This is a genomic window from Streptomyces sp. NPDC056128 (assembly GCF_042263835.1).
In the GTDB taxonomy this organism is placed as follows: domain Bacteria; phylum Actinomycetota; class Actinomycetes; order Streptomycetales; family Streptomycetaceae; genus Streptomyces.
Map to the genome: position 1 here is coordinate 207137 of NZ_JBHJVQ010000001.1, position 12904 is coordinate 220040.

Genomic DNA, 12904 nt, shown 5'->3' on the forward strand with positions numbered 1-12904 from the left:
CCCTCATCCGGGCTGCTCGGTGCCTGCGCGGGCCGCGCACACGGCCCCGGCCTCCCCGCCGGGTTCCGTGCGCGAGCCGGTGGGTCAGTCCTCGCGCAGGGCGCGGACCGCCTCCTCGACGCGCTTGCCGTACTCGGTGTCGGCCGCGTGGAAGTGCGCGAGGTTCTTCTCGACCACGTCGTTGCGGGAGACCTGGGACAGGCCGCCGGCGATGGTCGCGATCAGCCGCTTCTTCTCGTCCTCGGTCATCAGCCGGTACAGCTCACCGGCCTGGAAGAAGGGGTCGTCCTTGGTGTGCAGCGGCGCCTCGTGGGTGCCGGCGTGACCGGAGACCGGGAGCGGCGCGGCCAGCGGACGGCCGGTCTCGGCCGGGCCGTCGTAGGAGTTCGGCTCGTAGTTCTTGGCCTCGCGGCCCTGGGAGTTGGCGGCCATGAGGCCGTCCCGGCCGTAGTTGTCCGCGCCGCCCGGCACCGCCTTCGGGGCGTTCACCGCGAGCTGGGTGTGGTTGACGCCCAGGCGGTAGCGGTGCGCGTCCGCGTAGGCGAACAGGCGGCCCTGGAGCATCTTGTCGGGGGAGGGGCCGATGCCCGGAACGAAGTTGTTCGGGGAGAACGCGGCCTGCTCGACCTCCGCGAAGACGTTGTCCGGGTTGCGGTCGAGCACCAGGCGGCCCACCCGCTTGAGCGGGTAGTCCGAGTGCGGCCACACCTTGGTCACGTCGAACGGGTTGAAGCGGTAGTTCGCCGCCTCGGCCACCGGCATCAGCTGCACGTGCAGCGTCCAGGACGGGTACACGCCCCGCTCGATCGCCTGCACCAGGTCCGTCTGGTGCGAGGTCGGGTCCTGGCCCGCGATCTCGGCCGCCTGCTCGGCGGTCAGGCAGCGGATGCCCTGGTCGGTCTTGAAGTGGTACTTGACGAAGAAGGACTCGCCCTTGGCGTTCGTCCACTGGTAGGTGTGCGAGCCGAAGCCGTCCATGTGGCGGTACGACGCCGGAATGCCGCGGTCGCCCATCAGCCAGGTCACCTGGTGCGTGGCCTCGGGGGAGTGCGCCCAGAAGTCGAAGACGTTGTCCGGCTCCTGACGCCCCGTGAACGGGTCGCGCTTCTGCGAGTGGATGAAGTCGGGGAACTTGATCGGGTCCTTGATGAAGAACACGGGGGTGTTGTTGCCGACGAGGTCGTAGTTGCCCTCCTCGGTGTAGAACTTCACCGCGAAGCCGCGCGGGTCGCGGACCGCGTCCGCGCCGCCGAGCGAGTCGGCCACGGTGGAGAAGCGCAGGAAGACCTCGGTGCGCTTGCCGACTGTGTTCAGGAAGTCGGCGTGCGTGAAGCCGGTGACGTCGTCGGTCACCTCGAAGTGGCCGTAGGCGCCGGAGCCGCGGGCGTGCACCACGCGCTCCGGGATGCGCTCGCGGTTGAAGCGCGCGAGCTTCTCGATGAGGTGCTGGTCCTGGATCAGGAGGGGGCCGCCGATGCCGGCGGAAGCGGAGTTCTGGTTGTCGGCGACCGGGGCGCCGGACTCGGTGGTGAGCACGCGCTGCGACATCGTGGACCTTCCGTGGTCTTCCGTGCGAGATTCAGCGGAAACTTGTTTCCGCTTCGTGGAGCCTAGATTTGGGGCGAAGGCACGTCAACAGTTTGTTGAAGTGGGTTCCGGGCGGCGCCGCCGCTCGGGCGCGACAGGACAGGTGTCAGCGGCGGCGCCACCCGGAGGTCTGGTGAGGTGCGTACGGTCAGACCTGGGCGCCGGACAGGCGCTCCACGGCCCGCAGCAGGGCCGAGTGGTCCAGGCCGCCGTCACCCTGGGCGCGCAGCGACGCGACCAGCTGGGCGACCGTGGCGCCGACCGGCAGGGCCGCACCGACGTTGCGGGCGGCGTCCGTGACGATGCCCATGTCCTTGTGGTGCAGGTCGATCCGGAAGCCCGGCTTGAAGTCGCGGTTGAGGAAGTTGTCCTTCTTCCGCGTCAGCACGGTCGAGCCGGCCAGGCCGCCGTTGAGGACGTCGAGGGCGGCCTTCAGGTCCACGCCCGACTTCTCCAGGAAGACCACGGCCTCGGCGCACGCCTGGATGTTCACGGCGACGATGAGCTGGTTGGCGGCCTTCACGGTCTGGCCCGAGCCGTGCGGCCCGCACAGCACGATGGTCTTGCCGAGCGCCTCCAGGAGCGGCTTGGCCTCGTCGAAGTCGGCCTGCTCACCGCCGACCATGATGGACAGCACGGCCTCGATCGCGCCGGCCTCGCCGCCGGAGACGGGGGCGTCCAGGACGCGGATGCCCTTGTCCTTGGCGGCCTTCGCGAGGTCCACGGAGGTCTGCGGGGTGATCGAGGACATGTCGACCAGCAGTGCGCCGGACTTCGCGTTCTCCAGGATGCCGTCGGGGCCGTAGGCGATGGCCTCGACCTGCGGCGACGCGGGGACCATGGTCACGACGACGTCGGCGTCGCGCACGGCCTCGGCGATCGAGCCGGCCACGGTGCCGCCGGCGGCGGACAGGCGGTCCAGCTTCTCCTGCTCCAGGGTGAAGCCGGTGACCTGGTAACCCGCCTTGATCAGGTTCTCGGACATGGGGGAGCCCATGATGCCGAGACCGACCCAGGCGACCTTGGGGAGGGAGCTCATGATGGGTGCCTCTCTGAAAATCTGAAAGTCTCGAAAGTTCCTGTGGGGGCGCTCAGCGGGCCGCTCGGGCCTCGGCCGGCAGCCAGGAGAAGGACTGGGCGCTGGGGTCGTCGCCGGGCTTGTACTCCAGGCCGACCCAGCCGTCGTAACCGGCCTTCGCCAGCTGGTCGAGCAGCTCCTCCAGCGGGAGGGAGCCGGTGCCGGGGGCGCCGCGGCCCGGGTTGTCGGCGATCTGCACGTGGCCGGTCTTCGCGGCGTACGCGTCGATCACCCGCGGCAGGTCCTCGCCGTTCATGGACAGGTGGTAGAGGTCCATGAGGAACTTGGCGTTGCCCAGTCCGGTGGCCTCGTTGACCTGGTCCACGACCGCGATCGCGGCCGGCGCCGACACCAGCGGGTAGAGCGGCGACTCGGGCTTGTTCAGCGCCTCGACCAGCAGGATCGCGCCGATCCGGTCGGCCGCGCGGGCGGCGAGGACCAGGTTCTCCAGCGCGAGCCGGTCCTGCTCGGCGGGGTCCACGCCCTCGACGCGGTTGCCGTAGAGCGCGTTGAGCGCCGTGCAGCCCAGCGACTGCGCGAAGCCGGCGGCCACGTCGATGTTGGCGCGGAACCGGTCCGACTCCTCGCCCGGCACCGACAGGGCGCCGCGGTCGGGACCGGGCAGCTGTCCGGCGTAGAAGTTCAGCCCGGTGAGCTGGACGCCCGCGTCCTCGATCGCCGACTTGAGGGCGTCGAGCTCGGACTGCTCGGGGGTGGGCGAGTCGATCCAGGGCCACCACAGCTCGACCGCGGTGAAGCCGGCCGCGGCGGCGGCCGCGGGGCGCTCCAGGAGCGGGAGTTCCGTGAAGAGGATCGACAGGTTGACGTTGAAGCGCTGATCTGCGAAGCCCATCGGGTGCCGCGCTCCCTTCCGTTCGATCGTGTTCCGCATTACGGAAGTTCGTTTCTGCTTAATGGAAGATTGCCGTCGAGGTTCCGGGCTTGTCAAGAGGGGGCGGCGGAAACGGTCACCCCGCGTTAGGTTGACCGCGTGCGATTGAGAGTGGAGTTCACGACCGAACCCTTCGACCTGGACGAGGCGCCCGCCCATGCGGTGGTGGCCCGCGAGGTCGTCGAGGCCGCCGAGCTGGACGCGGTCGACGTCGGCCCGTTCGGCAACACCGCCGAGGGCGGCGCCGACCAGGTGCTCGGCGCCGTGGACGCGCTGCTGCGCCGGACCCTGGAGGCCGGTGCCACCAGGATCTCGCTCCAGGTCAACGTGGTCGACGGGGTCGACGGGAGCCGCGACGGGGAGGGCGAGCGGTGACGGGCCCGGGGGAGGAGCCCTTCATCGCGGCCGTGAAGCCCCTGGTCGACGCCATCGGCGGTGAGATGCTCCCGCCGGACGAGGCCGGCCAGGACGACGTGGTGCTCTCCTGGGAGGGCGCCGACGTCGTCGCCGTACGCCTGCCGCAGCTCGCCGACTCCCTGGACCACATCCTGGCCGCCCTGGAGCGCCGGCAGGGCATGCCGCTGGCCGACCTGGACCGCAGGGCCAAGCAGGAGGTGGTGCGGATGCTGGAGGCGCGGGGCGCCTTCTCGGTGCGCCACGGCGTCGAGACCGTCGCGGGCGCCCTCGGCGTCAGCCGGTTCACCGTCTACAACTACCTCAACCGCGAGAAGGGCGCCTGAGTCGAGGCACGCACCTGACCAGGCACAACACTCTGAACAGCGAGCCGCCGTCCGGTAACCGGGCGGCGGCTTTCGTCACCCCGAATTTTCAACAAAGTGTTGACGGCTTGTTTCCGAGGGCGTTAGCTATCGGCACGCCCGTTCAGCACAAGGCCACGGAGGCTCCCGTGACGTCCACATCCGCGTCGGGCCTGGCCCGATTCAACACCCTCGAGGAGTCCGCGGCACGCGCCGAACTCCACGAGGCGTGCGCCTCCACGGCTTGGGCCCGGCAACTGCTCGCCGCCCGCCCCTTCGCCACCCCCGAGGACCTGTACGCCGCCAGTGACGCCGCCATGGCCGCACTGACGGCGGAGGACCTCGCGGAGGCGATGGCCGGGCACCCGCCGATCGGCCGCCCCAAGCCCGGCGACCCGACCTCGTCCCGCGAGCAGGCGGGTATGGCCGGCGCCGCCGAGGAACTCAAGGCGGAGATGCTCGAACTCAACCTGGCCTACCAGGACAGGTTCGGCCACGTCTTCCTCATCTGCGCCACCGGCCGGACCGGCGAGCAGATGCGGGACGCGGTCAAGGAGCGGATCGGCAACTCGCCCGAGCAGGAGCGGGAGATCGTCCGCACCGAACTGGGGAAGATCAACCGCATCCGCCTGACCCGACTCGTCGAACAGGACGCCTGACCATGAGCACCAGCACCACCGCCTCCGTGTCCACGCACATCCTGGACACCAGCGTCGGCCGCCCCGCCGAGGCCGTCGCCGTCCACCTCAGCGCCCGCTCGGGCGGCGAGGCGGACTGGCAGCGGCTCGGCGGCTCCGCGACCGACGCCGACGGCCGGTGCAAGGACCTCCCGGCCCTGCCGCAGGGCACCACCCACGTACGCCTCGACTTCGACACCGAGACGTACTTCGCCAAGAAACAAGCCGCGGCCCAGCAGGACGCCCCCGCGCTCCGGGACAGCGAGAACGGCCGGCCCGTGTTCTTCCCCGAGGTCACCATCACCTTCGCGGTGGTGCCCGGCGAGCACTACCACGTTCCGCTGCTGCTCAACCCGTTCGGCTACTCCGTTTACCGAGGGAGCTGACCGAAGCAATGACCCGTTTCGTCCTGGGACAGAACCAGTACGGCAAGGCGGAGAACCGCGTTGTCAAGATCACGCGTGACGGCGACACGCACCACATCAAGGACCTCAACGTCTCCGTCGCCCTGTCCGGCGACATGGAGGAGGTCCACCGCAGCGGTTCCAACGCGAACGTCCTGCCGACCGACACCACCAAGAACACGGTGTTCGCCTTCGCCAAGGAGCACGGGATCGAGAGCGCCGAGGACCTCGGCGTCAAGCTCGCCCGCCACTTCGTGGACAACAACGAGCCCATCAAGCGGGCCCGCATCCGCATCGAGGAGTACGGCTGGGAGCGGATCGAGACCTCGAAGGGCGGCGCCCGCTTCGTCGGCTCCGAGGAGATCGCCCACTCCTTCGTCCGCACGGGCCAGGAGACGCGCGTCGCGGAGATCACGTACGACGGCCACGGCATCCAGGTGCTCTCCGGGTTCAAGGACCTGACCGTCCTGAACTCGACCAACTCCGAGTTCTTCGGCTACCTGAAGGACAAGTACACGACCCTCAAGGAGGACTACGACCGGATCCTCGCCACCACCGTCTCCACCTGGTGGCGGCACAACTGGGACGGCGTCGACTCGCACGCCCCGGACTGGGACCGCTCGTACCACGGGGTGCGCAAGCACGCGCTCCAGGCGTTCGCCGAGACCTACTCGTACTCGCTCCAGCAGACCCTCTTCGAGATGGGTGTGCGGGTGCTGAACTCCCGCGACGAGGTCGACGAGATCCGCTTCTCCATGCCCAACAAGCACCACTTCCGCTCCGACCTGTCGCCCTTCGGGATCGACAACGAGGCCAAGGACGGCGCCGTGTACTACGCCGCCGACCGCCCCTACGGCCTGATCGCGCCCACCACCGGGCGCTCCGGCGCCTAGAACACCAGCCGGGTCGACTTGACCAACCTCTGACGGGGGACGCGCGCCGCCGGCCCGGCCACCGAGGCCGGCGGCGCGCCACACCGGAGGGAACACCATGGCACTGCCTGCACCGGAGCCGGCGAAAGGCTCCTGTTCCACCCCGCCGGTGCACACCGAGGACGCCGTCACGTCCGTGCACCCGGTGGACGAGAAGCTCCACCCCTCGCGGCTCGTCCCCGCCGCGCTCCAGCACATCGCCGCCATGTACGCGGGCGTCGTCACCCCTCCGCTCATCATCGGCCAGGCCGTCGGACTCGACCTGGAGGGCCGCACCCGGCTGATCGCCGCGAGCCTGCTCATCGCGGGCGTCGCCACCCTGCTCCAGACCCTCGGCGTCAAGGGCTTCGTCGGCAACCGGCTGCCCTTCGTCAACGCCGCCTCCTCGGCCGGCATCGCCCCCATCCTCGCCATCGCCGAGACCAACGGCGGGGGCGGTCAGCTCCCCGCCATCTACGGCGCGGTGATGGTCGCGGGCGTGTTCTGCCTCGCCGTCGGCCCGTTCTTCGGCCGGCTGCTCCGCTTCTTCCCGCCGCTGGTCACCGGCGTGGTCATCACCCTCATCGGCGTCACACTGATGCCGGTCCCGGTCGCCTGGGCGCAGGGCGGCGACAAGGCCGCCGCCGACTTCGGCTCCATGCGCAACCTCGCGCTCGCCGCCTTCACCCTCGGCGTCATCCTCGTCGTCCAGCGGTTCGGCAGGGGCTTCCTCAAGCAGGTCGCCCTGCTCTTCGGCCTGCTCATCGGCACCCTCGTCGCCCTGCCCCTGGGCATGGCCGACCTCGGCGCCCTGAAGTCCGCGCCGGTCGCCGCGCTGCCCACCCCGTTCGCCTTCGGCGCCCCCGAGTTCCAGCCCGCGGCCGTCCTGTCGCTGTGCATCGTGATGCTGGTCCTGATGACCGAGTCGTCCGCCGGCATGCTGGCCCTCGGCGAGATCTGCGACCGCCGCGCCGACTCCAAGGTCATCACCCGCGGCCTGCGCACCGACGGCCTCGCCACCCTGATCGGGCCGGTCTTCGGCGGCTTCCCCACCTCCGCCTTCGCGCAGAACGTCGGCGTCGTCTCGCTGACCCGGGTGCGCAGCCGCTACGTCGTCGCCGTGGCCGGCGCCACCCTGCTGGTCCTCGGCGCCTTCCCGGTGCTCGGCGCGGTCGTCTCCCTGGTTCCGATGCCGGTCCTCGGCGGCGCGGGCATCGTCCTCTTCGGCTCCATCGCCGTCAGCGGCATCCGTACGCTGTCCGAGGCGGGACTGGACGACAGCTCCAACATCATCCTGGTGGCCGTGGCGCTCGGTGCGGGCATCATCCCGCTGGCCGCACCGGCCTTCTACGCCGAGTTCCCCGCCTGGGCGCAGACCGTCCTCGGCTCCGGCATCAGCGCCGGCGCGCTCGTCGCGGTCTCGCTCAACCTCTTCTTCCACCATCTCGGCACCCGGAGCCGCCAGCCGGTTCCGGCACTCAAATCCTCCTAGGGTCCTGCCGTGCCCTCCCCGTGGGTACTCGAATCCCCGCCCACGGGCCCCACTGAAAGACAAGGAAGCAGCATGGCAGCATCATCGGCAGCCGAGCGCACGGTCATCGAGAACTGCGCGATCGCGACCGTCGACGCGGGCGACACCGAGTACGCCTCGGGTCATGTCGTCATCGCCGGCAACCGGATCGAATCGATCGGCGCGGGCCGGGCACCGGAGGGTCTGGAGAACGTCGTACGCCGGATCGACGGGACCGGACACCTGGTCACGCCCGGTCTGGTCAACACCCACCACCACTTCTACCAGTGGATCACCCGGGGCCTGGCCACCGACCACAACCTGTTCAACTGGCTGGTCGCGCTGTACCCGACCTGGGCCCGCATCGACGAGCCCATGGCGTACGCCGCGGCCCAGGGGTCCCTCGCCATGATGGCCCGCGGCGGCGTCACCACCGCCATGGACCACCACTACGTCTACCCGCGCGGCTCCGGCGACCTGTCCGGCGCGATCATCCGCGCCGCCCACGAGACGGGCGTCCGCTTCACCCTCGCCCGCGGCTCCATGGACCGCGGCGAGTCGGACGGCGGGCTGCCGCCGGACTTCGCGGTGGAGAGCCTGGACGGCGCGCTCGCCGCCACCGAGGCCACCGTCAAGGAGCACCACGACTCCTCCTTCGACGCGATGACCCAGGTCGCCGTCGCCCCCTGCTCCCCCTTCTCCGTCTCCACCGAACTGATGCGGCAGGGCGCCGAGCTGGCCCGCCGCCTCGGCGTGCGGCTGCACACCCACGGTTCGGAGACCGTGGAGGAGGAGAAGTTCTGCCACGAGCTGTTCGGCATGGGCCCGACCGACTACTTCGAGTCCACCGGCTGGCTCGGCGAGGACGTGTGGATGGCGCACTGCGTCCACATGAACGACTCCGACATCGCCGCCTTCGCCCGCACGAAGACCGGTGTCGCGCACTGTCCGTCCTCCAACGCCCGCCTGGCCGCTGGCATCGCGCGGGTCCCCGACATGCTCGCCGCCGGCGTCCCGGTCGGCCTCGGCGTCGACGGCACCGCCTCCAACGAGTCCGGCGAACTCCACACCGAACTGCGCAACGCCCTCCTCATCAACCGCCTCGGCGCCCACCGCGAGGCCGCGCTGAACGCCCGCAAGGCGCTGCGCCTGGGGACCTACGGCGGTGCGCAGGTCCTCGGCCGGGCCGCCGAGACCGGCTCCCTGGAGGCGGGCAAGCTCGCCGACCTGGTGCTGTGGCGGATGGACACCCTCGCCCACTCCGCGATCGCCGACCCGGTGACCGCGCTGGTCTTCGGCGCCGCGGCCCCGGTCACGGCCTCGTTCGTGAACGGCCGGCAGATCGTCGAGGACGGCCGCCTGCTGACCGTCGACGAGGACGCCATCGCCCGCTCCACCCGCGACGAGGCGCAGCGCCTGGCGCGGATCGCCGCCCAGGCCTGAACACCGCACTACCGAACACCACTTGATCTCCGGCCGGGAGGGACGGCTCCCGGCCGGTAGCCGTGGACCCGAGCGGGGCCCACGGCGGCCGACTCCGGGGCGTGCGCGCCCATGCGCGCGCCCCCGGAGCGGTCACCGTTTCCCCAGACGGTCCGTCACGGTCCCGCACGACCGTCACCACCAGCACCACCTCCATGACACCCGCGTCAGAGCCGACGCGTAACCGACCGGAGGGACGCCGCCGTGGCCGACCACCCAGTAGACGAGAAACTTCCGCCCCTGAAGATGGCGACGACCGGCCTGCAACACGTGGCCGCGATGTACGCCGGAGTAGTCGCACCACCCCTGATCGTCGGCGCGGCCATCGGGCTGTCCGCCACCGAACTCACCTTCCTCACCGGCGCCTGCCTGTTCACCGCGGGCCTCGCCACCTTCCTGCAGACCCTCGGCATCTGGAAGATCGGCGCCCGGCTGCCGTTCGTCAACGGCGTCACCTTCGCGGGTGTCGCCCCCATGACCGCCGTGGTCGCCTCCACCGACGACAAGTCCGACGCGCTGCCGATCATCTTCGGCGCGGTCATCGTCGCCGGACTCCTCGGCTTCGTCGCCGCGCCCTTCTTCAGCAAGGCGATCCGCTTCTTCCCGCCGGTCGTCACCGGCACCGTCATCACCCTCATAGGCATATCCCTGCTGCCCGTGGCCTTCGGCTGGGCGCAGGGATCCAACCCCGACGCGGACGACTTCGGCTCGGCCACCAACCTCGGCCTGGCCGCGATCACCCTCGTCATCGTCCTCCTGCTGCGCCGCTTCACCCGGGGCTTCGTCAAGCAGGTCGCCGTGCTGCTCGGCCTGGTCGCGGGCACGCTCATCGCGATCCCGTTCGGCGTCACGGACTTCGGCCCGGTCGCCGACGCGGACGTCATCGGCTTCCCGACGCCGTTCCACTTCGGTGCCCCGCAGTTCCAGATCGCCGCGATCATCTCCATGTGCGTGGTGATGGTGGTCTCGATGACCGAGTCCACCGCCGACATGCTCGCCCTCGGCGAGATCGTGGACCGCCCGGCCGACGAGAAGACCATCGCGGCCGGCCTGCGCGCCGACACCCTCGGCTCGGCGATCAGCCCGGTCTTCAACGGCTTCATGTGCAGCGCCTTCGCACAGAACATCGGCCTGGTCGCGATGACGAAGATCCGTAGCCGCTACGTCGTCGCCGTGGGCGGCGGCTTCCTGGTGCTGATGGGCCTGTGCCCGATGGCCGCCTCGCTGATCGCCGTCGTCCCCCGGCCCGTGCTCGGCGGGGCCGGCGTGGTGCTCTTCGGCTCCGTCGCGGCCAGCGGCATCCAGACCCTGGTCCGGGCGAGCCTCGACAAGGACAACAACGTCCTGATCGTGGCGGTCTCGCTGGCCGTCGGCATCATCCCGATCGCGGCCCCGGAGTTCTACCACGCGTTCCCGGAGAACGCGAAGATCATCCTGGACTCGGGCATCTCGACGGGCTGTGTGGCCGCCGTCGTACTCAACCTGCTCTTCAACCACATCGGCGGCCGGGCACGGGAGGCGGAGGACGTGACCCACCCGATGGAGGCGGGAGAGGAGATCACCGAGTCATCCCGGGAACGCGGCCACGCCGTCACCCCGGGCACCTGACACGAACCGGGCCGGCGCCTCTCCCGGAGGGACGCCGGCCCCGCCGTCATCGGGCACGCCGGCCCGTGCCCTCCCGCAGCACCACCGCCGCCAGCACCAGCGCTCCCACTGAGACCGCCACCGCCACCCGGAACGCCAGCTGGTACCCCTCGGCCGTGGCCGCCACCGGTCCGGCGCCCTGGCCGAGCAGTGCGTCGGTCCGCGCGGCCGCCAGCGTCGACAGCACCGCGAGCCCCAGCGAACCGCCCACCACCTGCGTGGTGTTGAACAGCCCGGACGCCAGCCCCGCGTCCTCCTCCCGCACCCCGGTCATCGCCAGCCCCGTCAGCGCGGGCATCGCCGCGGCGAACCCGACGGCGAGCAGCAGCATCGGTGGCAGTACATCGGCGAGGTACGCGCCGTCGACCGGGGCCCGGCTCAGCAGCGTCAGCCCGGCCACGATCAGCGCCAGCCCGGCCAGCAGCACGCGGTACGCCCCGAACCGGCCGACCGCACGGGCCGACCAACCAAGCATCAGCACCCCGATCGCCACCGGCGCGGGCAGGAACGCGGTACCGGTCGCCAACTCGCCGTACCCCAGCACCCTTTGCAGGTACAGGGCGCCGATGAACTGGAAGCCGTACATCGTCGCGACCATCAGCACCTGCACGGCGTTCGCGCCGGCCAGCAGCCTGGAGCGGAACAGTCGCAGCCGGAGCAGTGGGCGGGCGGCCCATGCCTGGCGGACGCCGAAAGCGGCGAACAGCGCGAGCGCGAGCCCCGCCAGGAGGACCGTGGTGGACGAGCCGTGCGCACCGGCGCCGATGATCGTGTACACCGTCAGCATCAACGCACCGGTGACCAGCGCCGCACCCGGGTAGTCGGCACCCCGGCCCGCGTCGGCGGCGTCGTCCGGGGCGAGGACCCGGACCGCCGCCAGCCACGCGACGACGCCGATCGGCAGGTTGATCAGAAAGATCCAGTGCCAGTTCAGCGCCTCGGTCAGGGCCCCGCCGAGAAAGGTGCCGAGCGCCCCGCCCGCGGCACCGACCGCGCTGAACACCGCGATCGCCCGGGCACGTTCGGAGGGTTCGGGGAAGAGCGCGACCACCATGCCGAGCACTACGGCCATGGTCATCGCACCGCCGGCACCCTGGACGGCACGCGCGGCGATGAGCATCCCCTGGCCGGTGGCCACCCCGCACATCACGGACGCCACGGTGAACAGGGCCAGCCCCGTGGTGAACATCCGTCTGCGGCCCACCAGGTCGCCGAGCCGGCCCGCCAGCAGCAGGAGACCGCCGAACGGGATGAGGTAGGCGTTGACCACCCAGGCCAGCCCCGGGCCGCTGAAGCCGAGGTCGGCCTGGATGGCGGGCATCGCGACGGTGACGATGTTGCCGTCCAGGATGGTCATCAGGGCGCCCGCGCACAGGACGACGAGCGACCACCAGCGCGAGTGCGTGCTGCTTCGTGGTGGCGCTGGGGACTCGATCGTGGTCGTCATGGCGACGTGGCCTCCGCTCTCCGCATGCCTCTTGGTGCACGACTTGTAACGGAGGCCATCGTGGGTAACCCTGGAGGCCGGCGTAAGGAGGAAGTTCGATGTCCCAGAGGAACACCGGTGTTACCTCCCAGGTCGTGAACGCGCACGCGTGCCCGGTCCGCGAGGTTCTTGACAGGGTCGCGGGCAAATGGAGCGTCCAGATCCTGGTGGCGGCGGCACATGGCCCGATCCGCTTCACGGAACTGGAGCGCGGCATCGAGGGCATCAGCCGCCGCATGCTGACCCTGACCCTGCGCAACCTGGAGCGTGACGGCCTCGTCACCCGCACCGTCCACCTCACGGTGCCGCCGAAGGTGGAGTACGAGCTGACGCCCGTGGCGCGCGAACTGCACGAGTCGCTGCAGCAGCTCACGGCCTGGGCCGAGCGCAACCGGCTGTACATCGCCGAGGCCCGCGCGTCCTACGACACCGAGCACCGCCCGGACCTGCTGGACGCCTGACGCCGCGCCGG

13 protein-coding genes are annotated in these 12904 nt (G+C 70.7%); 9 read left to right on the forward strand and 4 right to left on the reverse strand.

The window, feature by feature from the left end:
- Positions 1 to 84 precede the first annotated feature (84 nt).
- The 3 genes from ACFC1X_RS01000 to ACFC1X_RS01010 form a co-directional block, all read right to left on the reverse strand.
- Positions 85 to 1548, reverse strand: coding sequence for a catalase (locus ACFC1X_RS01000; RefSeq protein WP_376347579.1), 1464 nt, complete (start codon positions 1546 to 1548; stop codon positions 85 to 87).
- Between the two features lie 187 nt (positions 1549 to 1735).
- A complete protein-coding gene (locus tag ACFC1X_RS01005) occupies positions 1736 to 2626 on the reverse strand; it encodes a 2-hydroxy-3-oxopropionate reductase (RefSeq protein ID WP_376347581.1) in 891 nt (296 codons plus the stop codon).
- 52 nt (positions 2627 to 2678) lie between these two features.
- The gene (locus ACFC1X_RS01010; protein ID WP_376347583.1) at positions 2679 to 3518 is read right to left on the reverse strand and encodes a TIM barrel protein; all 840 of its coding nucleotides are present in this window, start codon (positions 3516 to 3518) and stop codon (positions 2679 to 2681) included.
- A gap of 138 nt (positions 3519 to 3656) precedes the next feature.
- On the opposite strand from ACFC1X_RS01010, the gene ACFC1X_RS01015 reads away from it, so the two are divergent.
- The 8 genes from ACFC1X_RS01015 to ACFC1X_RS01050 all read left to right on the forward strand — a co-directional run bounded on the left by ACFC1X_RS01015 (position 3657) and on the right by ACFC1X_RS01050 (position 10907).
- Complete coding sequence (locus tag ACFC1X_RS01015) at positions 3657 to 3932, forward strand: hypothetical protein (protein WP_376347584.1); 276 nt, start codon at positions 3657 to 3659, stop codon at positions 3930 to 3932.
- Positions 3929 to 4297, forward strand: coding sequence for a helix-turn-helix domain-containing protein (locus ACFC1X_RS01020; RefSeq protein WP_376347585.1), 369 nt, complete (start codon positions 3929 to 3931; stop codon positions 4295 to 4297). The genes ACFC1X_RS01015 and ACFC1X_RS01020 overlap by 4 nt, the downstream gene beginning before the upstream one ends.
- 167 nt (positions 4298 to 4464) lie before the next feature.
- The gene (uraD, locus tag ACFC1X_RS01025; protein WP_376347587.1) at positions 4465 to 4974 is read left to right on the forward strand and encodes a 2-oxo-4-hydroxy-4-carboxy-5-ureidoimidazoline decarboxylase; all 510 of its coding nucleotides are present in this window, start codon (positions 4465 to 4467) and stop codon (positions 4972 to 4974) included.
- Positions 4975 to 4976: 2 nt separating this feature from the next.
- On the forward strand, positions 4977 to 5378 hold the full coding sequence (gene uraH / locus ACFC1X_RS01030) for a hydroxyisourate hydrolase (protein ID WP_376347589.1): 402 nt from the start codon (positions 4977 to 4979) through the stop codon (positions 5376 to 5378).
- 8 nt (positions 5379 to 5386) lie between these two features.
- Positions 5387 to 6289 carry a factor-independent urate hydroxylase gene (gene pucL / locus ACFC1X_RS01035; protein WP_376347591.1) on the forward strand — a complete coding sequence of 301 codons (903 nt, stop codon included), beginning with the start codon at positions 5387 to 5389 and terminating at the stop codon, positions 6287 to 6289.
- A 97-nt stretch (positions 6290 to 6386) separates the two neighbouring features.
- Positions 6387 to 7799, forward strand: coding sequence for a nucleobase:cation symporter-2 family protein (locus ACFC1X_RS01040; protein ID WP_376347593.1), 1413 nt, complete (start codon positions 6387 to 6389; stop codon positions 7797 to 7799).
- A 72-nt stretch (positions 7800 to 7871) separates the two neighbouring features.
- Entirely contained in the window at positions 7872 to 9260 is a 1389-nt protein-coding gene (locus ACFC1X_RS01045) for an 8-oxoguanine deaminase (protein ID WP_376347595.1), read from the forward strand.
- Positions 9261 to 9503: 243 nt separating this feature from the next.
- A complete protein-coding gene (locus ACFC1X_RS01050) occupies positions 9504 to 10907 on the forward strand; it encodes a nucleobase:cation symporter-2 family protein (protein WP_376347598.1) in 1404 nt (467 codons plus the stop codon).
- Between the two features lie 46 nt (positions 10908 to 10953).
- Here ACFC1X_RS01050 and ACFC1X_RS01055 read toward each other — a convergent pair whose 3' ends face one another.
- Positions 10954 to 12393, reverse strand: coding sequence for an MFS transporter (locus ACFC1X_RS01055; RefSeq protein ID WP_376347600.1), 1440 nt, complete (start codon positions 12391 to 12393; stop codon positions 10954 to 10956).
- A 98-nt stretch (positions 12394 to 12491) separates the two neighbouring features.
- On the opposite strand from ACFC1X_RS01055, the gene ACFC1X_RS01060 reads away from it, so the two are divergent.
- A complete protein-coding gene (locus tag ACFC1X_RS01060) occupies positions 12492 to 12893 on the forward strand; it encodes a winged helix-turn-helix transcriptional regulator (RefSeq protein ID WP_376347602.1) in 402 nt (133 codons plus the stop codon).
- Positions 12894 to 12904 lie beyond the last annotated feature (11 nt).